Origin of the sequence: Devosia pacifica (assembly GCF_014652635.1) — a bacterium.
In the GTDB taxonomy this organism is placed as follows: domain Bacteria; phylum Pseudomonadota; class Alphaproteobacteria; order Rhizobiales; family Devosiaceae; genus Devosia; species Devosia pacifica.
The window spans coordinates 930,086-949,632 of record NZ_BMZE01000001.1; the positions used below are offsets into that span (position 1 = coordinate 930,086).

Genomic DNA, 19,547 nt, shown 5'->3' on the forward strand with positions numbered 1-19,547 from the left:
CCGTAAGCGCCTAAGATGGTGTGTGCGGCAAGCTGGGGGGCTCATGGCCGATCAACCGTCAACTCTATCGGCACGCCTGTCCAAGCGGTTGATGCTGGACGGCCCCGTGCCGCTGGAATCCGGGCCGCTGGGTGATGGATGGCGGTTCGATTACCTCTTCGCGCTCGGCAGCACCAGCTGGGTCATCCATGAACTGGTCGTATTGCTGGCTGGGCTCACGCTTGCGTTCAGCGGTCTCGGCTGGTGGCCCTGGGCCTGGCTGCTGCTGATGAGCATCATCACCGTCGGCATGATGCTGGTGTCACGCAGCTATTTGCAGCAAAACAGGGCGCCTGATGCAGGCGAGAGGCATGCCGCCCTGCACACCGCACTCACCGCCATTGCGGGCATCGTCTGGGGCGGCGGCGCCATCATGCTGGTCACGGCCCCGGCGGAACTTGTCACGTTCTATACTCTGGTTCTGGGCGGCACCGCACTTGGCGCGGTTAGTTCGCAGCACGCATGGCTGCGCTCTTGTTTTGTCGCAATCTGGACCGCGATGCCCCTGCTGATGCTGGCATTCCTGCTGCGCGGGCTCAACCTGCAGCACATATCGACCGCCCTGATGATGCTGCTTTATGCCGTCATCCTGAGCATCATGGCGCTGCGCATGCACAATTTCGTCACGCGCAATGTCGATATCTCGCGTGAGCTGGCCAGCAAGATCGATGCGCTCACGGCCACCACCACTCAGCTCGAACAGGCGCACGCGGAAAAGTCCCGTTTTCTGGCTCAGGCCAGCCATGATCTGCGCCAGCCGATCCACGCCATCGGCTTGTTCGTCGAGTGCCTAAAGGGCCTGCGGCTCGGGCGCGAGGGCCGCGAGATCCTGCGCAGCGTCGACCTGTCGCTTGAATCCCTTACACGGCTCTGCCGCTCTCTGCTTGATCTTGCGGCGCTCGACGTCGGCCGCGTGCGCGCCTCGGTCGCCCCCGTGGCGCTCGACCACATTCTCGGCGAAGTGGTGAGGCAGGGCAGCGAAGTCGCGCGGGAAAAGAACGTGAAATTGACGTACGTTCCCACCGGCCTTTGGGTCAGAACAGACGCGGCGCTTCTGCACACCATGGTGCAAAACCTTGTGTCCAACGCCCTCAAATACGCGCCCGGCTCCCGCGTGCTCGTCGGGGTGCGCCGCCGTGGCGAGACCGTGGCCATTGAGGTCATCGATACCGGTCCCGGCATCGCAGTGCAGGATCACGCCCGTATCTTTCAGGAGTTCGTTCGCTTGGGTCAGCATGTCGAACACATAGACGGGTTAGGCCTTGGGCTGTCCATTGTCTCCCGCCTCTCTCAACTCTTGGGATTGACCATTTCATTGAACTCCGCCCCCGGCCGCGGCAGTCGCTTCTCCATCGCGGGCCTGAAGCTGGCTCCAGCCGGCCAGACGCCAATGCTACCCGGAGCCGGTTATTCCTCGCGCCTCAAAGACCTTTCCGTACTCGTCATTGATGACGACGATGACGTCCGTGAAAGCACGGCGCGCCTCCTGTCTCGATGGGGCTGCACGGTTCAGGTGGTGGCGAGTGCCAGCGAAATAGACCCGTCGTTACCGATCGATTTCGTTCTCTGCGATTACGAATTGGGCGGCGGACCTTCCGGCGAAGAGATCATCGGGCGGCTGCGCGACGCCCGTGGGCGCCTCTTGCCGGCTGCCATTATCACCGGTGGCCGTATCGAAAGCATCGGGGTCGACGGCAAGCTGCCCGATATCACGGTGCTTGCAAAACCGGTTCGTCCTGCCCAGCTGCGCTCTGTCTTGCTATCGGCGATTTCTGCTCAGACCAAGCCGAGATCGGAGGCAACGCCTGCCGCCGCCGCGCGCGTCGAAACGTCGAGGGCGCGCAGCAAAGCCGAAACGTGAACGCGAACCGTGAACGGCGATATGCCGAGTTCACGCGCGATCTCCTTATTGGATAGCCCTGCGCCTACGAGCACAAGGACTTCGCGCTGACGCGCCGAAAGCTGCGAGAGCCTGTCTGGCCTCTCAACCGGATCATCGCCCAGGCTGGCGCTCGTCCGAACGACAATATCGCCCCCGAGCAAAGCCTCGACGCCTGCCGCCATTGAAGTCGAGGACACGCCCTTGGCGATAAAGCCATCAGCCCCGGCATTCATCACCGCCTCGACAGTTGCCGAATCATCCGACATCGACACCACTAGTAGCGAGGTCGAAGGATAGCGCGTTCGTAACTCAGCAATGCTCGTGGCACCCTCGAAGCCGGGAAACACAAGGTCGAGCACTAGCAAAGACGCTGGCGGTCCGGCTTCGATCATGCGCCAGAGGTCGTCTGCGGTCCCGACTTCGCTCACCAATGCACTCGGCACGGCGCGCTGAACAATCCGGCGCATGCCATCCCGGAAAATCGGGTGGTCGTCCGCCACGATGATCCGCTCCTGCATCCCCCACTCCCGTGCAACGGCACCAACCGCCTATGGGAAAGCTACCGGCGCGGTTCAGACTGCTCCATTCTACATGTGCACTAAGCCCGCCTCAATGGACGGTTATCATGCCGTCGACGGCCCGGAACTCGCGTGGACTTATCAGCCGCCGGTGCGAAAGCCTCACCGAATGAAGGGGCCCCTCCAGCCGTTCGCTCCAGAAATCGAGGAAGGACTTGAGCTGCGGAAATTTCGGCGCCAGATCATATTCCTGCCAGACATATTGCTGCAGCAGGGAAGGCTGATCTGGCAGATGGTAGAGAATCTCGGCCGTCGTCAGCCCGTACCCTTCGAGTTGACGCAGAAACGCTTTATCCATGACTGACCTCGCACACCGATGTTGAGCCTCGGCGGGACTGGTCAGCGACCTGTCGCAACGAGGCCATCATCAAGCCTAGCGAAATCAGCAACTTGTGGGAAAGCAGCAATGCCGAGGGAGGAGTGACACTCCTCCCTTAGGCTATTCGGTTGCCTTATCGGTCAGCGAGCGAAGGCGTTCAAGCTCCGCCTCCGCCGCCTCGGCACGTGCCAGGGCCGCAGCAAGTTCGGCCTCCAGTTCAGCAATACGAGCCGCAGCAGTATCACCGCCTGCACCCGCATCCTGGTGGTCAACCGGCGCTGTACCCGTTTCGGACGATTCGAGGTCCGCTTCTCCGATCGGAGCGCCCGCCCGGCTTGCCATGATCCGCTGGTGGAACGCCTCGAGATATGCCCGGTCATCCTCATCGAGGGTGCCGGCTTCGTTCTCGGCCCGCATCCGCTCTAGATCCGCGACCGAATCCGCGTTCATCTCACCAGTGCCGAGCAGCTCGCGAATGAGCCGCTCGACATGTTCATCTCCGCCCTGCGCCATCTCAACCGGCAGCGGTATAGGCGGTCTTCACCACAGTGAAGAACTCGGCTGCATACCGGCCCTGTTCGCGCGGACCGTAGCTCGAACCCTTGCGCCCGCCAAACGGAACGTGGAAATCCACACCCGCCGTCGGAACGTTCACCATCACCATGCCCGCCTCGGAGTTGCGCTTGAAGTGCGTCGCATGCTTCAGCGAGGTTGTCACGATGCCGGCAGAAAGCCCGAACGGTGTATCGTTGGCGATTGAAAGCGCCTCATCGTAATCCTTGGCCCGGATGACGCTCGCAACCGGCCCGAAGATCTCTTCGCGGCTGATACGCATCGAGTTGGTGGCTTCGGTGAACAGCGCCGGCGATAGGAAATAGCCTTCGGTGTCTCGCTCCAGCCGTTCCCCACCGCATACCAGCTTGGCGCCCTCGCTCTTGCCGATCTCGAGGTAGTCCATGTCCTGCTTGAGCTGGCTCGGATCAACCACCGGACCGATCTCGACATCCTTGCCGAGGGCATCGCCAACGCGCAAATTGCGAACCCGCTCGCTCAGCGCCTCGACGAACTTGTCGTGGATGCCTTCGGTCACGATCACGCGCGAGGCAGCGGTACAGCGCTGGCCGGTCGAGAAGAATGCCGATTGCGCCACCGTCTCGACTGCAGTCTTCAGGTCGGCGTCATCAAGAACGATTGTCGGGTTCTTGCCGCCCATCTCAAGCTGGAACTTGCGGTTGTGTTCGACAGAGGCCTGCGCCACGCGCTTGCCGGTATTGACCGAACCGGTGAAGGTGATTGCGGTGACATCCGGGCTTTCAAGCATTGCCTGGCCAACCACGGAGCCCTTGCCCATCACGAGGTTGAGCACGCCCTTTGGCAGTCCTGCCCGCTGCAGGATGTCGACGATCGCCCAGGTCGAGCCTGGCACGAGATCCGCCGGCTTGATCACGACGGTGTTGCCGTAGCAAAGCGCCGGCGCGATCTTCCAGGTCGGGATGGCAATCGGGAAATTCCACGGTGTGATGATCCCGATGACGCCGAGCGGCTCACGGGTAATCTCGACACCGATACCGGGCCGCACGCTCGGCAGCGTTTCGCCAGCCAGGCGCAGCGCTTCGCCGGAAAAGAAATCGAAGATCTGGCCGGCGCGGCCGACTTCCGCCATGCCTTCAGCAAGTGTTTTGCCCTCTTCGCGGCTCAGCAGCTCACCGAGCTCCTGCTTGCGCGCCATGATCTCGTCAGAGGCCTTCTTGAGAATCGCGTGCCGCTCGAGAATTCCGGAGCGCGACCATGCGGGAAACGCCGCTTTTGCGGCAGCGATGGCCTGCTTGGTATCGTCGGCAGTCGCGCGTGCATAAACGCCAACCACATCCTTGATGTTGGACGGATTGATGTTCTCGGCACCATCGGTGCCTACCCATTCGCCATCAATAAGGTTCTGCTTCAGTTCGCTCATGGTTCTACCCTTTTTGGGAATTCACAGGAGATCGGCCCGCGCCAGGTCCTTCATCAGGTGGCTAGCACCGTAGGTCCAGGCAGGGCAATCAGTCGAAAGGCGCACCCGGTTGGTCAGGGTGCCGAGACTGGGCGTCGAGATCGAGACGAGATCGTTGATCTTGTGGGTGAAACCCTTGCCGGCACCATCTCGATCCTTCACCGGCGCAAACATTGTCCCGAGGTAAAGCACGAAACCGTCGGGATACTGGTGATGCGCGCCAATCGTCGCTTCCACCAACGATTGCGGGGTGCGCGATATCTGGCTCATTGAAGACGAGCCATCGAGAACGAACCCGTCCTCGCCCTCGACCTTCAGCGCCACTTCGGCGCTCGCCACGGTATCGAGCGTGAAGCTGTCGTCGAACAGCCGCAAAAACGGGCCGAGCGATGCCGAGGCAGTATTGTCCTTGGCCTTGCCAAGCAGCAACGCCGAACGGCCCTCGACATCACGCAGATTCACATCGTTGCCGAGCGTTGCCCCGACAATGCGCCCCGCGCTTGAAACGACAAGTGCAATTTCCGGCTCCGGGTTATTCCACTTGGAGACGGGGTGAAGGCCCACATCTGCGCCGTAGCCGACTGAGGCCATCGGCTGGCACTTGGTAAAAATCTCGGCGTCCGGGCCAATGCCGACCTCGAGATACTGGCTCCACACGCCCTTCTCGATCAACGCTGCCTTGACCTTCATCGCGGTGTCGGATCCGGGTACCAACTCGCTGAGATCGGTGCCGATCAGATCGAGAATTTCGCGGCGAAGCTGATCCGCTCGGGCCATGTCGCCGCGCGCCTGCTCCTCGATGACGCGTTCAAGCAAAGAGACAACGAACGTGACACCGGAGGCCTTGATCGCCTGCAGGTCGACGGGTGAGATCAGAAACGGGCGACTGGCATCGCGCGCCCCCGCCACACTGTTCTGCAGGATATCGTCGAGCGTTCCGAGTGGACGTCCGTCAGCAGTCTTCACGTAGGCCGCAGGGTCGTTGCCTTCGAGAATATCGCGCACCGTTGCTGCGCCCTTGGCGGTAATGTCGATAATCTCGCCATCGCGCACCGTCACCACGCGCGGCAGCGTCTCCCCGGGCATCTGCGCGCGTCCAATCAGAATGCCCTCATTCGGCACGGTCAGCTCCGTCACGTTCGCTCCTCCAGCTAACATGTCAGCGTGGATAACCTGTGCCAGCCATCCGGTGCAAGCTCTGTCGGGCACCGCCGTTCGTCCACAACGCATTCAAGTGCGGTTCAGCGCTGCCGCAATAGTGTCGCATTGCGCGGCTCAATGTGCCGCCCGTAAATCAAGGAGTGTTCAAATGCGTTTCAGCCGACCATTGCTTTCGGTCGCCCTGCTGGCCAGCCTGGCTTTACCGGCCACCGCCGCAACAATATCGGTTCAGGGCACCGGTGAAGTTGCAGCGGCCCCCGACATGGCCCAGATCAATTCCGGCGTGACGACGCAGGCAAAGACCGCCCGCGAAGCGCTCGATGCAAACAATGAAGCGATGGAACAGCTGATCTCTGCCCTCACCGGAGCCGGGGTCGAGCGCCGCGATATCCAGACCTCGCAGTTCTCGGTAAACCCGAACTACGCCTATAGTGATGCTCGAGACTCCAGTGGCTACACACAGCCGCCGCGCATCGATAGCTACCAGGTGTCCAACACCGTCACCGTCATCGTTCGTGACCTCGATGAACTGGGCGCGATTCTCGACAGCTCTGTCGATGTCGGCGCCAACACCATAAACGGCATCAATTTCTCGGTCGCCGATCCCACCGACCTTTACGACGAAGCGCGTCGGGCCGCGGTCGAAGATGCGCGGCGCAAGGCACAATTATATGCCGATGCCGCCGGCCTTGAGCTGGAAGAACTCGAAAGCATCACGGAAGGCGGCAACGTCTCACCCCCGCAGCCGTACGCCATGGCCCGTATGGATGCTGTTGCAGAGAGCGTACCTGTCGAAACCGGTGAACTAACCTTTTCGATAAGCGTTTCCGTCTCTTGGGACGCATCCGAGGACTGAAAAACTCCTGTATCCTGAATGCAACGCACTCCACTTAACGGTGGAGCAAATGCCATTCGGGGTTGCGTAGGACCACCCCTCTCGTATGACGAGGGGCTTGGGGAGGTGGGAGCTAAATACCGTAGTCACCTGCTCCCACCGACCCCCACCTTTCCCTCGCATTCCGCTAGATCGCCAGCACCTTCCAAAGCATGTTGAGCCCGACCAGGATCAGGAACGCGGCAAACACGTATTTCAGTGCCTTCTGGTCCAGCCGATGTGCCAGCGCCGCCCCGATCGGGGCGCATAGGGCAGCCATTACAGCAATGCTCAGCAGCGCCGGCAGATTGACATAGCCAAAGCTCAGCGGCGGTCGCGACGATGCGCCCCAGCCTGAAACGATGAATCCGATCGTACCGGAAATCGCAATCGCCACGCCCAGTGCGGCGGAGGTGCCGACCGCTCGATGCATGCTCGCGCCGAACGCTACCATGCTCGGTACCGAGAGCGAGCCGCCGCCGATGCCCATCAGCGCCGAAACATACCCCACGATAAAGGCAATTGCCCGGTTGCTGGCTTTTGATTCGCGCAGATGCCCCATCAGCCGGGACTGCAGAGAAAATACGATGTTGGCGGCGATAAGAAACGACATAGTCGCGAAGATCACGCGCAGCACATTGCCGCTGTAAAGGCCCGCCATCAGCCCGCCGATCAGTGTGCCAGCGACGATGAATGGCACCCATAGTTTGAGCCTGTCGATATCGAGCGCCCCACGCCGATAATGCGACCGGGCGCTGACGAAACCCGTTGGGATGATAACCGCAAGCGAGGTCCCGACCGCGACGTGCATCACCACCTCTGGCTCATAGCCCATCAGCAGCAGCGCATTGGAGAGCGCCGGCACGATGATCGCCCCGCCACCGATGCCCAGCAAGCCTGCTGCGACGCCAGACACAACGCCGGTCGCCATCAGCCCGAGCAGGAACGGCAGATAGGCTGAAATGTCCGCCTGCAAAGCCGCCTAGTCTCCGATGAGATGCATCGCGATTGACCGCCTGTGTGGCTGACGCCGATGCTCGAACAGATAGATCCCCTGCCAGGTGCCGAGCACCATGCGGCCATCGGCGACAGGAATGCTCAGCGAGGTCTGCGTCAGAGCGCTGCGAATATGCGCCGGCATGTCGTCAGGCCCCTCCGTGGTATGGACAATCCAGTCCATCCCTTCCGGCACAAGTCGCGCAAAAAACCCCTGAAGGTCCGTCTTGACGTCAGGATCGGCATTCTCCTGCACAAGCAGCGAACAGGAAGTGTGGCGTACAAACAGTGTCAGCAGTCCGGTATCGACGCTCCTGCTGCCGACGAACTGTTCCACCTTGTTGGTGAACTCATAGATCCCACCGCCTCGCGTATCGATCGATACGGTCTCGAAGCTCTGTTGCATCGCGCCCTCGCTTTTCTCATCGGGCTTACCATACGCGGCTTTGCGGCTGCCAGTGCAACACCGGTGAAACCGTCAACCCCGTCGCTTGCTGGAACCGGCGAGGGTTCGGAACGTTGCGGACGAGCGAGGGGTGAGGGCGACAGGACCGCAGCCGTTCAGACCCGGTTCACAGCGTCTGGCGGAAATCCTGTCGACCCGACTGTTCATGACAAAGGAAAAACGATGCGCTTAAGAACCTGGCTGCTGACCGGTACAAGCCTGGGCATGCTGGCCCTGGCGCCAATCTCCGCACAAGCTCAGAACGTCGAGCTGCAAGCCGCATACCAGAATTATGTTTCCGCTCAGGAATCGGGCGATGCTGCCGCCGTGGAACAGGCCCGCGCGAGCCTGACCGAGATGTGCATCGTCGCCGGCTATCCGAGCCTTGATGCCTGCATCGCCGAACTGCAGGGCGGTGGCGCTGGCCAGCCAGCGCCAGCCCCGGAAGAACAAGCTGTTGAAGAGCCCGCACCGGCAGAACCGGCAGCGGAGGCTGCTCCAGAGGAGCCGGCGCCAGAAGCCGCGCCAGAGCCCGCCGCTGAACAACCAGCCCCCGAAGTTGAGGCTGAAGCGGAAGTACAGCCGGAGCCTGAGCCGGAGCTTGCCCCCGAGCCGGTGCCAGCAGAGGCCGAAACACCCGCAGCTGAAGAAGCACCTCAAGAGCAGGTAGAGCCACAGCCGGCAGAGGCTGCAGACCCGGCGCCGGAGCAGGCACAGCAAGAGCCGGCTGAGCAAGAGCCGGTCGCCCAGGAAGCGGCGCCGGAACAGCCCGCTCCCGAGGCAAGTGAAGAGCCCGCCCCTGAACAGCCGGCACCCGAGGCCGCAGAGCCCCAGGCTGAACCATCCGCAGCGCCTGCAGATCCCGCCCCCGAGCCGGTTGCGGAAGATCCCGCCGCTGAACAGGATCAGCAGGTTGAGGTTCAATCGGACCAGCCAGCAGATCAACAGCCAGCCGCGCCGGCTGCCAATGTCCAGGCCGAAGTGTCAGCGCAGGTCGATGCCTATAGCGCTGCGGTGGCAGACATGATGTCCGGTGCCGATACTGAAGAAGCGCGCGCCCGTATAAATGGCGCTCGCGCTGAAATCGATCGTCTCTGCGCGGATGCAGGCTTCCCCTCCACCGAGGCGTGTCTCGCAGAGTATGGCCTTGAACTGCCCGCAGTTCCTGCGCTTGATGCTGGTTCAGCGGCCGAGCCGCAGCCTGCCGAACAGCAGCCTGCGCCTGTCGAAGGCGAAGAACCGCAGGATCAGCAATCCTCGGAACAGCCTGTCGAGGTGATTGAAAACCTTCCGGAAGGCGTGAGCCAGGAAGACGTTGCCCCTGTGCTCGACAGCGCCAAGGACGAGCAGTCGAACGGCACAGGCGCACAGCCGCAACAGGATGGGCAGGTTGCCGCTCCTCAGCCAGCAGAAGGCACCGAGCAGCAGGCTCCGCAAGGAACTGCAGTCTCGGCACCGGAACAGCGTCTGGCACCGCCACAGTCAGACCTTGATGCACAGGCCTCGTTCGAGGTTCAGGCCTCGCAGGTTGCCCCTGTCTCCGAGGAGCAAGGCGAGCGCGTTGAAGCTCAGGCTCTCGATCTGGTGGGTGTGCCTCAGAACGTGACGGTGGTGAACCAGTCCAACGTCACCAATAACACCAGCAACAACACGACGATCAACAACAACGAGAACAACGTCAGCGCGCTTCTTGGCAGCGTCGTCGTGCAGTTGGGCAATCAGCTCTACATCAACAACCGCGGCCAGGACACGGACCGCTTCGTTGAAGCGGATGGCGAGGAAGAAGTCTATTACGAACGGCTGGGCAACGGTCGCGTTCGCGAGACCGTCAACTACGCCGATGGCAGCCAGGTCGTGACCGTGCGCAATCGCAATGGCGACATTCTTCGCCGCAGCCGCATCACGCCGGACGGACGCGAGTACGTCCTCGCGTATTTCGACGATCGCTATGACGACAATCTATTGGAGTGGCGCGACCCGGCAGACGAACTTCCGCCGCTGCGTCTCGACATTCCGGTGAGCGAATATGTTCTCGATGCAGACAATGCCGACGAGCAGCAGATCGAGACCTTCTTCAGCCAGCCGCCGGTTGAGCAGGTCGCGCGTCTCTACTCGATCGACGAGGTCAAGCGCTCCGCCCGTGTCCGCGATAGCGTTCGTCGCCTTGAGGTCGGCAATCTGACGTTCGACACCGGCTCGGCCAGCATCGGACGGGATCAGGTCGGCGCCCTTAGCTCCGTTGCAAACGCGATGCTTGATGTGCTCGACCAAAACCCGGCGGAAACGTTTCTGATCGAGGGTCACACCGACGCCGTCGGCAGCGACTTGTCCAATCTTCAACTGTCCGACCAGCGCGCCGCCACCATTGCCCGCGTCCTGACGGACTTTTATGGGGTGCCGCCGGAGAACCTGGTCACCCAGGGTTACGGTGAGCGCTACCTGAAAGTCAGGACCGAACAGGCAGAGCGTTCCAACCGCCGCGTCACGATCCGCAGGATTACGCCGCTGATCACGCCGAATCAGTCGGCCAGCGCTCAGTAGGCAGCCAATAATCTGCAACCAGAGAGGGTCGCACTTGGGTGCGGCCCTTTTTTCTTTTCACAATTCACACAATTGCCGCAATCGATTGAGCAAGAAACACCTCAAAAAACATTGCAAGCCACTGATATATCTATATTTTTCTGCAATTTGAGTTCTGATCACGACCTTGGGAACGTTCGTCCACGCGGTCACGTTTTCTCGCCATACGAATGAAGAACAATGAGGACTGTAATCATGGCTACCCCTGATCGCGATCGCCTCTATACAGAAGACGGCAACCGCACTGTTTACACCCGCGAGAGTAACGGCACCGGCTGGTTTGTCGGCATCATCGTCGCACTGGCTCTGTTGGCAATTGGGTATCTGGTGTTCTCTGCAAATTCCGGTCCGTCGACCACGACCAATCTGGACGTACAGACCGCGCCTGCTGTTGAAGCACCTGCCGCTGAGCCGGCCGCTCCCGTTGGTGATGTCACCCCGCTGACCGAAACTCCTGCCGAAAGCGCAACCCCGGTCGCACCGGCTGAACCTTCGGCTCCGGTTGGCACTGAAACCACGGCTGCTGATGGCGACGAGGCGGTTGCCCCGGTCGAAGAACCGGTTCAATAAAAACAATAAGCACTCCCTGAGCTTCAGCCCTCCCTCTGAAGCGATCTGAAGCCCCGGTTTCCCTGCCGGGGCTTCTTTTATGTCGCACTTGCAGGCCCAATCGGCGCTCCCCACCTTTGGATAACAAAGCACCAAGGTGGAGGCCCATGTTCAATATCGATCAGATCATCAAGTCGCTGCAGACGGATAAGGCCGTGCAAGGCAAGGCCATGAGCGGTGCCGCTGGCCTCGCTGCGGGTATGCTGCTGGGCGGCGGAAAGCCCACAAAGCTGCTGGGCAATGCTGCAAAGCTTGGTGCCCTCGCCGCCGTCGGCGGCCTCGCCTACAGCGCCTGGCAAAAACACAATAGCGGCCAGAAGACCAGTGAAGACGCCTTCATCCCGCCCGCCGGCGATGAAGCGGCGCAGGAAGAACTCGGCAAAACTTTGGTCCGCGCGATGATCGCTGCAGCCAAGGCCGATGGCCGCATTGACGGCGACGAAAAGGAAGCGATCTTCACCCGGCTCGAAAGCATGAACCTCAGCGCCGAAGAAAAGGCATGGGTGTTCGATGAGCTTTCGCGCCCGCTCGACATCGAGGCGGTCGTCTCGCGCGCGGACACACCAGAACATGCAGCGGAGATCTACGCCGCTTCGCTCGTTGCGATTACTGCGGATACGGCCACCGAACGGGAGTATCTGCAGGCTCTTGCGAACCGCCTGAAGCTTGATCCGCAGCTTGTTGCCGAGATTCACAAGACTGCCGAGGAGCATCCACCGGGCGGCGTTGAGGCGCCCGTCGATGCGTCCGCATACACCCCTGCCGGCGCCCGCTAGCCGGAGCCGACGATGAACGACTTGCGCTCGACGCTGCACTATCGTGCCTGTGTCGAGCGCAGGCGCCAGTTCAGTCTTTCTGGATATCCGAGCTTTGCAGATGTGGGTCTGGAAGGCGAATGGACGACACCCTATCACATCAGCGGGTGCTCCGGCTTCGGGCCAGTCTTGTTGAGCTACAACTACCTTGATGCCCCTTCAGCCATCGCGTATCGCGACGAGCTGCTGAAACACGGCTTTATCGCTACAATGCCATTCAACCGCGTGCTTAACATGGCATTGCTTCGCCTCAAGCGCTCCCGACGAGATCTCTACCTCACCCACACCTTTCACCTGCTCCCGCAGACCCGCTCACAAACCATCCCGACGACAGCAATCGATGCCTCGTTCGAGGCGGTGGCACGTTACGAGATTGGAAGCCGCCACGTTGTGGCGCTCGGCAAAGCGGCAGCACGCGTTTGCAGACGGCACGGCCTTCCGCACACGCCGGTCACGCATCTCAGTGCAAGAGGCGTTGGCTTTGAGAAAAAGGCAGAGTGGCTCGCAGAAGCGATACGCGTCGCCGAACAGCGAACTACTTGAAGATCTGCTCGCCCTGCTCGTCGATGATCTGCCGGCCCTTCGACAGCGCCAGCGGAATCAGATCATCCTTTGACGACATCCGGTCGGCGCGCACATAGCGGTAGGTCTTCAGCTCGCCGTCGATTTCTTTCTCGATCAAGCCCGCCAGCTGCAACTCGCTGCCGGCCTGCATGTGCAAAGCCTTGATGGTGAACCCCTTATAGCCCTCCTCGCCCAGCACCTTGTCGCCACCATCCTTGGTGTCGCCATCATTGCCGCCGCCAAAAAGCTTCTTGAGAAAAGACATCGACTAAACTCCTAACCCTGCCGCCGCGACGGCTGTCTCCGAACCGGGCGCGGCAGTTCCAGCCCGCCCGTACGCTCCAGTTCCTCGCGGATCCAGTCCGGCGAGATATCATAATGGTTGGGCCAGGTCGGCACCCCGTTTTCGAGCTGCACCTTGCCGAAATACCGCCGGTCCTTCAACGCTGTGCCGGAACCGGGTTCCTCGATCAGGTGCGAGCAGTCGAACACACCATAAGCGTTATCCTCGAACTGCACCTGCAGCTTGAATGGCGGCGCCGTGCGCACGGAGGTGATCTTGTGGGGCATTGAACCCGCCCTTCTGGTTTCCTTCGTGACGCAACGGCGCTAGCGCGCTTTAGTTGTCGAGGAAGCTCCTCAGCTTGCGGCTGCGGCTCGGGTGCTTCAGCTTGCGCAGCGCCTTCGCCTCGATCTGACGGATACGCTCGCGCGTCACCGAGAACTGCTGGCCGACTTCCTCGAGCGTATGGTCGGTATTCATGCCGATACCGAAGCGCATGCGCAACACACGCTCCTCACGCGGCGTCAGCGATGCCAGAACGCGAGTCGTTGTCTCCCTGAGGTTCGACTGGATCGCCGCATCGATCGGCTGGATCGCATTCACGTCCTGAATGAAATCGCCGAGGTTCGAATCTTCCTCGTCGCCGATCGGCGTTTCCAGTGAGATCGGCTCCTTGGCGATCTTGAGGACCTTGCGAACCTTGTCGAGCGGCATCTGCAGCTTTTCGCTGAGCTCTTCCGGCGTCGGCTCGCGGCCAATTTCGTGGAGCATCTGACGGCTCGTCCGCACGATCTTGTTGATCGTTTCGATCATATGCACCGGAATACGGATGGTGCGCGCCTGGTCGGCGATTGAACGTGTAATCGCCTGCCGGATCCACCAGGTGGCATAGGTCGAGAACTTGTAGCCGCGACGGTACTCGAACTTGTCCACCGCCTTCATCAGGCCGATATTGCCTTCCTGGATCAGGTCGAGGAACTGCAGCCCGCGGTTGGTGTACTTCTTGGCGATCGAGATCACGAGACGCAGATTGGCCTCGACCATCTCCTTCTTCGCGATGGCCGCTTCGCGCTCGCCCTTTTGCACCTTGTGAACGATGCGGCGGTACTCGGCGATGTTGAGGCCGGTTTCCGAGGCAAGCGTTGCCACGTTGCCGCGCAGTTCGGCCACCGTGTCGGCCTCGCGCCGCGCGAACTCGGCCCAGCTCTTGCCGCGCTCGGCAAGTGATGCGTCCCAGTTCGGGTTCACTTCGTTGCCGTAGTAGCTCTTAAGGAAGTCTTCGCGCTTGACGCCATAGCTCTCGGCCAGACGCAACAGCCGGCCCTCCAGCCGCACCAGGCGCTTGTTGATGTCGTAGAGCTGCTCGACAAGGCTTTCGATACGGCCGGTGTTGAGCGACAGCGACTTCACGTCGTTGATCACTTCGCCGCGCAATTCCTCGAGCGTCGAGCGATCGTTTTCGCTCACTGCCTTGGTGCGGTCCTCGGCGTAGTGGTCCTGCAGCTCGCGCATCTTGCCGTAGGCTTCGGCGATCCGGTCGAACGTTGCGACCACAGTCGGCTTCAACTCCGCTTCCATCGCCGAGAGCGACAGCGCGTTGTCGAAATCGTCGTCGTCGTCGTCGCCGTTTTCCTGGTTCTGCTCGTCACCCTCTTCGCCTTCACCATCTGCACGCGTTGCGCGCTTCGGCGGCTCGCCGCGCTTGGCGCGTTCGGCTTCGGCGGTTTTCGGTGCGATCAGCGTCGCCATGTCGGGCGCAGGCGCAGCCTGCTTGGCGTCAGGGCCGGCATAGGTCGCTTCGAGATCGATGATGTCGCGCAGCAGAATCTCGCCTTCGGCAAGCTGGTCGCGCCAGATGATGATCGCCTGGAAGGTCAGCGGACTCTCGCAAAGCCCCTCGATCATCGTCTCGCGCCCGGCTTCGATGCGCTTGGCGATGGCGATTTCGCCCTCGCGGCTCAGCAGTTCCACCGAGCCCATCTCGCGCAGATACATGCGCACCGGATCATCGGTGCGGTCGCTGCCTTCGCGCGCATTGGACTTCGAGGTTACGGCGCCGCCTGTCGAGGCCGCAGGAGCCAGCTCGCCGCCGCTGCTCTCCTCTTCGTCCTTTTCGACTTCGGTGTCCTCGACCTCGTCCTCGTCAACGACATTGATGCCCATGTCGGAGAACATCGACATGATGTCCTCGATCTGCTCGGAGGACACTTCCTCCGAGGGCATCACCGCATTCAGCTCTTCATAGGTGACGTAGCCGCGCTTCTTGGCGACCTTGATGAGCTTCTTGACCGCCGCATCGGAAAGGTCCAGCAACGGGCTGTCATTGGACGCATCCTGAGCGTTCGATTCGGACTTGTCATTCTCTTTGCTGGGCTTGGTAGCTACCTTGGTGGCCATACAATGCTCCTCGGGACCCGTGGGCGGCCGGGTGCCGGTCAACGAGGGGCGCCGTTCGAATTGCCAGACGAACGGGCTCCGGTTACGCCAAAAAGGCGGTCAGGGTTCCACCCGGCGTGCCGTCGCCGGAGACCATGCTGAAGTGGGAATTGCGCGAGACAAGGTTAAGATTTGGTCAAGCAAGTGTTAACACCGTTGCAGTTTGACTATCGTTCGCCACCATGCGGCAAACCGCGCCCCTTCGTCGGACCATACAAGCCCTAGAAACTGCGCGTCGCACGTCCCGATAACGAACCAAATCCCTCGATCAATGCCTCTGTGCCATCCACAGTGGTAATTTGGTTCTTGATGTCTCGCAGCCGCTCAAATGTTTCTGCGCTCGGGTCCTGGCCCAGCGCCGCTTCGGCTGCCTTGAGTTCCTTATTTAGCTGAACTTTCTTGTTATGCAAGGCCAGCGCGTGATTCAATCCGGTCTCTGCGTCTCGAGCGGCAATCTCCGAGGAGACCTGCCACACACCTTGGCGCGCAAGCATCTGCCGCATCCGGTCGAGGGCAGTGCTGTGTCCGTGCCCACGCAGAGCATCATCAAGATCGCTCGCCGAAATCTCAGGAAACCGCATCACGATATCGAGAATGCTCGCCAGAATATCCCGCCCGCTCGCCGAATCGAAGTCCAGCGTTGCAAGTGATTCGAATCGCTCGTTGACGAGATCCGGGTGGTTCACGAGGCTAAGCAGGATCACCGCCTCGCGCGCACTGGCCTCGGTCGGGCGACGCGTCAGGCTGTTGCGCAGGCTCTCCGAAATCACCACGCGTGGGCTTGCGCCTCCGGCCCGCCCATAGTGTGGGCGTCCCTGCGCCCCGCCACGGCGTCCTTGCGAAGATTGCCAGCGCTCATTGCGTGGCGGCGCCAGAAATGCGCGCAATTGCTCCTCGAACGCCTGCGCGTAATGCCGGCGCACCGAGGTGTCGGCGATCGAGTTTGCACGGTCGCGCAGCCGCGCTTCGAGCGCCGCACGCGCTTCCGGCGTTTCCGGCACCATGCCACCGGTCTCGATACTCCAGATCACGTCCGACAGACTGCGGGCCCGCTCCAGAACTTCGGCAAAGCCACGCGGCCCCTCATTGCGGATCAGGTCGTCCGGATCCTGGCCTTCCGGCAACGTCGCCAGCCGCACCGTCTTGCCCGGCTTCAAATGCGGCAACACCAGTCCCGCAACCCGCTCCGCCGCACGCTGCCCCGCCGCGTCGCCATCGAAGCACAGGATCGGCGTGTCGCTGATCCGCCAGAGCAGTTGCAGGTGCTCTTCGGTCATCGCGGTACCGAGCGGCGCCAGCGCGCCTTCGAAACCGGCGGTGACTGCCGCGATCACATCGAGATAGCCTTCAACCACAACCAGCGGCTTGCCGTCTTGCGCCGCCTGCCGTGCCGTCTGGCCGTTGTAGAGCGTCGAACGCTTGTGAAATAGCGGTGTCTCTGGAGAGTTGAGGTATTTCGCTGGCACATCGGCGGAAAGCGCCCTGCCCCCGAACGCGATCACCCGCCCGCGCATATCGAGGATCGGGAACATCACCCGGTTGCGAAACCGGTCATAGGGCACCGCGATATCGTCGCCGGCTACCACCAGCCCCGCCTCGGCCATCTGTTCACTCGAGACGCCGTTCGCTGCCAGGTGCTCTTTGAGCCCGTTCCGGCTGTCTGGCGCATAGCCGATGCGGAATCTGGTCTGGGCGCCGGCAGAAACGCCGCGTTCGAACAGGTAGCCGCGCGCCCGCGCCCCGATATTATGCGCCAGCGCCGCCTCGAAGTAGTTCGCAGCCAATTCCATTACATCGTAAAGCCCGCGCGCCACGCGCTCGCGCTTTTCCTGGCGTTCGTCACGCGCCGGCATCGGCACGCCGGCCATCGCCGCCAGCCGCTCGACGGCTTCGGGAAAGCTCATGCCGGTCTTTTCCGTCAGAAACCGGAAATGGTCGCCGTGCGCACCGCACCCGAAGCAGTGATAAATACCCTTGCGGTCATCGGCGTGAAAGCTCGGGCTTTTCTCGCCATGAAAAGGGCAGCAGGCCCACATATCGCCTTTGCCGGGCTGGCTCTTGCGCTTGTCCCACAAGACGTGCTCGCCCACCACCTGCGTAATCGGCAGGCGCTGGCGGATCTCGTCGAGAAACTGGTCCGTGAAGCGCATGGCGCTGTAACTACTCCGCTACTTGCGCTAAGTCACCCGCAACAGTCTTGTACACAGGTTATGCACAACAGTGCCGATGACAAGAAACCGCCTCAGCCTGACGATGCTTGTCGCGCTTACCACGGTGCCCGCCCTCGTACTCGGGGTCGGGCTTTGGGGGGTATCCACCCTCATACCCCAATGCGCGCCGCAAATCGTTGATGAGTTGCCCTCTCCCGATGGCGCCAACACCCTCACGACGTTCTCAGTCCAGTGCGGACTGGATACTGCCAGCAACATCCAGGCGGCGGTTCATCCCGCCACCAGCGCTTTCGATCAGGAAACCGCCGCCGTCTTCATCACCGCCTATGACACCGATTCGATGGAAGCGTCATGGGCGGATGAGAGCTCGATTGCGGTCCGCCTGGCAAAGACGGCCCGCGTGACGCGGCGGGTCAATAACGTCTCCGGAATCTCCGTCATCTACGAGTGAGTTGCGATCACGCAGCGCATGCCCTGAGCACATTGCAGCCCTGAATGCACTCGCTCGAGGGTGGTCAGGCATGGACTCGGCCCCCCGAACATGATCAGACCCGGTGCAATCTCGGAACGTTTGATCATGTCACTGCCTCTTTTCACGCTATTCCTCGCGGCATTCGCCATGGGGACAGCCGAATTCGTCATTGCTGGCGTCCTCCCCGATGTCGCCGCCGGGCTGGACACCTCAATCTCGCTCGCCGGCCTTTTGGTAACCGGCTATGCCATCGGCATCGCCGTTGGCGGTCCGACCTTGGCGATCGTTACCCGCTCTCTTCCCCGCAAGACGGTTCTCGTCGGCTTTTGCGCCCTCTTTACGCTCGGGCAGGCCCTTTGCGCCATTGCGCCCACTTTCGAACTGCTGCTTCTGGCCCGCGTGTTGGTTGCGGCGGTTCACGGCGCTTATTTCGGTATCGCCGCCATCGTCGCCGTCGAGCTGGTGCCGCAGGACAAGCGTGGCTTTGCTGTCGCCCTGCTGCTGTCGGGCCTGACAGTATCGAATGTCATCGGCGTCCCCGCCGGCACGGCCATCGGCAATGCGCTGGGATGGCGTGCAACGTTCTGGACGGTGGCCGCTCTTGGCCTCGCCGCATCCGTCACCGCTTGGCGCGTTCTGCCCTACCGGCCCGCACAGGCTTCGACTGGCAGCGGCATGTTGAGCCAGCTCAAGGCTCTCGGGCGCCAGCAGGTGCTCCTCTCGCTTCTCATCGCGGTCCTGGTGATGATCGGCCAGTATAGCCTGTTCACATATATCGCCCCGCTGCTCACCACGGTGACCGGCATCGATGACGCCTGGGTGCCAGCAATGTTGCTGCTGTTCGGCACAGGCGCCACCACAGGTGTGTTCATCGGCGGCCGCCTTGCGGATTGGAAGCTTATTCCCTCGCTGATCGCCATTCTGGCGCTGCAAGGCGTTATGTATGCCTGCGTCTATTTTGCCAGCCCTTATCCCGTCATCATGGCGATCGTGATTTTCCTCTGGGGCGGCGCCAGCTTCGCGTTCGGTTCGCCGCTGCAATCACGCATCCTGCGCTGGGCGGCAGATGCGCCCAATCTTGCCTCCACCATGATCCCGACGGCCTTCAACATCGGCATTGCAATCGGCGCCGCTTTTGCAAGTGCGCTGATCGGTGCCGGCTTCGGCTATCGGGTTCTGCCGGGTATCGGCGTTGGCGTCATGGTGTTCGCCGTCGCCGTCGCGATTCTGTCGGCACTATGGGAGAGCCGACGGCAGCAACTGCCCCCGGCCTATGCCACGGCCGCCTGACCGGGTTGCGTCATGCGGCACCGTCACCATATCAGAATGC

At 61.6% G+C, this 19,547-nt stretch carries 19 protein-coding genes; 8 read left to right on the forward strand and 11 right to left on the reverse strand.

Annotated elements, in window-relative coordinates; genetic code table 11:
• The first annotated feature begins 43 nt into the window (after window positions 1–43).
• Entirely contained in the window at window positions 44–1,900 is a 1,857-nt protein-coding gene (locus tag IE127_RS04690; protein ID WP_189423846.1) for an ATP-binding response regulator, read from the forward strand.
• Here IE127_RS04690 and IE127_RS04695 read toward each other — a convergent pair.
• The 5 genes from IE127_RS04695 to IE127_RS04715 form a co-directional block, all read right to left on the reverse strand.
• Complete coding sequence (locus tag IE127_RS04695) at window positions 1,816–2,439, reverse strand: response regulator (protein WP_189423848.1); 624 nt, start codon at window positions 2,437–2,439, stop codon at window positions 1,816–1,818. The genes IE127_RS04690 and IE127_RS04695 overlap by 85 nt on opposite strands.
• Window positions 2,440–2,530: 91 nt before the next feature.
• Window positions 2,531–2,797, reverse strand: coding sequence for an usg protein (locus IE127_RS04700; protein ID WP_189423850.1), 267 nt, complete (start codon window positions 2,795–2,797; stop codon window positions 2,531–2,533).
• 141 nt (window positions 2,798–2,938) lie between these two features.
• A complete protein-coding gene (locus IE127_RS04705) occupies window positions 2,939–3,331 on the reverse strand; it encodes a hypothetical protein (protein WP_189423852.1) in 393 nt (130 codons plus the stop codon).
• Window position 3,332: 1 nt separating this feature from the next.
• Window positions 3,333–4,772 (reverse strand): aldehyde dehydrogenase family protein, encoded by a 1,440-nt coding sequence (locus IE127_RS04710; RefSeq protein WP_189423854.1) that lies wholly within the window; start codon window positions 4,770–4,772, stop codon window positions 3,333–3,335.
• Between the two features lie 21 nt (window positions 4,773–4,793).
• Window positions 4,794–5,948, reverse strand: a complete 1,155-nt coding sequence (locus IE127_RS04715; RefSeq protein ID WP_189423856.1) for a fumarylacetoacetate hydrolase family protein — start codon at window positions 5,946–5,948, stop codon at window positions 4,794–4,796.
• A 172-nt stretch (window positions 5,949–6,120) separates the two neighbouring features.
• Here IE127_RS04715 and IE127_RS04720 point away from each other — a divergent pair, with 172 nt between their 5' ends.
• Entirely contained in the window at window positions 6,121–6,828 is a 708-nt protein-coding gene (locus IE127_RS04720) for an SIMPL domain-containing protein (protein ID WP_189423858.1), read from the forward strand.
• 166 nt (window positions 6,829–6,994) lie between these two features.
• Here the strand turns inward: IE127_RS04720 and IE127_RS04725 are convergent, their stop codons facing one another.
• Window positions 6,995–7,822 carry a sulfite exporter TauE/SafE family protein gene (locus tag IE127_RS04725; protein WP_244639931.1) on the reverse strand — a complete coding sequence of 276 codons (828 nt, stop codon included), beginning with the start codon at window positions 7,820–7,822 and terminating at the stop codon, window positions 6,995–6,997.
• A 6-nt stretch (window positions 7,823–7,828) separates the two neighbouring features.
• Window positions 7,829–8,248, reverse strand: coding sequence for a secondary thiamine-phosphate synthase enzyme YjbQ (locus tag IE127_RS04730; protein WP_189423860.1), 420 nt, complete (start codon window positions 8,246–8,248; stop codon window positions 7,829–7,831).
• Window positions 8,249–8,470: 222 nt separating this feature from the next.
• Here IE127_RS04730 and IE127_RS04735 point away from each other — a divergent pair, with 222 nt between their 5' ends.
• From IE127_RS04735 to IE127_RS04750, 4 genes are all read left to right on the forward strand, one after another.
• Window positions 8,471–10,828, forward strand: coding sequence for an OmpA family protein (locus tag IE127_RS04735; RefSeq protein ID WP_189423862.1), 2,358 nt, complete (start codon window positions 8,471–8,473; stop codon window positions 10,826–10,828).
• A gap of 234 nt (window positions 10,829–11,062) precedes the next feature.
• Entirely contained in the window at window positions 11,063–11,437 is a 375-nt protein-coding gene (locus tag IE127_RS04740) for a hypothetical protein (RefSeq protein ID WP_189423865.1), read from the forward strand.
• A gap of 146 nt (window positions 11,438–11,583) precedes the next feature.
• The gene (locus tag IE127_RS04745; RefSeq protein WP_189423867.1) at window positions 11,584–12,252 is read left to right on the forward strand and encodes a tellurite resistance TerB family protein; all 669 of its coding nucleotides are present in this window, start codon (window positions 11,584–11,586) and stop codon (window positions 12,250–12,252) included.
• Between the two features lie 12 nt (window positions 12,253–12,264).
• Window positions 12,265–12,834 (forward strand): hypothetical protein, encoded by a 570-nt coding sequence (locus tag IE127_RS04750; RefSeq protein WP_189423869.1) that lies wholly within the window; start codon window positions 12,265–12,267, stop codon window positions 12,832–12,834.
• Here IE127_RS04750 and IE127_RS04755 read toward each other — a convergent pair.
• From IE127_RS04755 to dnaG, 4 genes are all read right to left on the reverse strand, one after another.
• Window positions 12,827–13,120 (reverse strand): HlyU family transcriptional regulator, encoded by a 294-nt coding sequence (locus IE127_RS04755; RefSeq protein WP_189423871.1) that lies wholly within the window; start codon window positions 13,118–13,120, stop codon window positions 12,827–12,829. The two genes, IE127_RS04750 and IE127_RS04755, sit on opposite strands and share 8 nt — an antisense overlap.
• Before the next feature lie 11 nt (window positions 13,121–13,131).
• Window positions 13,132–13,425 (reverse strand): DUF2442 domain-containing protein, encoded by a 294-nt coding sequence (locus IE127_RS04760; protein WP_189423873.1) that lies wholly within the window; start codon window positions 13,423–13,425, stop codon window positions 13,132–13,134.
• Window positions 13,426–13,474: 49 nt separating this feature from the next.
• The gene (gene rpoD, locus IE127_RS04765; RefSeq protein WP_189423875.1) at window positions 13,475–15,535 is read right to left on the reverse strand and encodes an RNA polymerase sigma factor RpoD; all 2,061 of its coding nucleotides are present in this window, start codon (window positions 15,533–15,535) and stop codon (window positions 13,475–13,477) included.
• Window positions 15,536–15,795: 260 nt separating this feature from the next.
• Window positions 15,796–17,724: a DNA primase gene (gene dnaG, locus IE127_RS04770; protein WP_189423877.1), complete on the reverse strand. Its 1,929-nt coding sequence runs from the start codon at window positions 17,722–17,724 to the stop codon at window positions 15,796–15,798.
• A 76-nt stretch (window positions 17,725–17,800) separates the two neighbouring features.
• On the opposite strand from dnaG, the gene IE127_RS04775 reads away from it, so the two are divergent.
• Together IE127_RS04775 and IE127_RS04780 are read left to right on the forward strand one after the other, a co-directional pair.
• Window positions 17,801–18,196 carry a hypothetical protein gene (locus tag IE127_RS04775; RefSeq protein WP_189423879.1) on the forward strand — a complete coding sequence of 132 codons (396 nt, stop codon included), beginning with the start codon at window positions 17,801–17,803 and terminating at the stop codon, window positions 18,194–18,196.
• A gap of 126 nt (window positions 18,197–18,322) precedes the next feature.
• Complete coding sequence (locus IE127_RS04780; RefSeq protein WP_189423881.1) at window positions 18,323–19,507, forward strand: MFS transporter; 1,185 nt, start codon at window positions 18,323–18,325, stop codon at window positions 19,505–19,507.
• The last annotated feature ends 40 nt before the right edge of the window (window positions 19,508–19,547 follow it).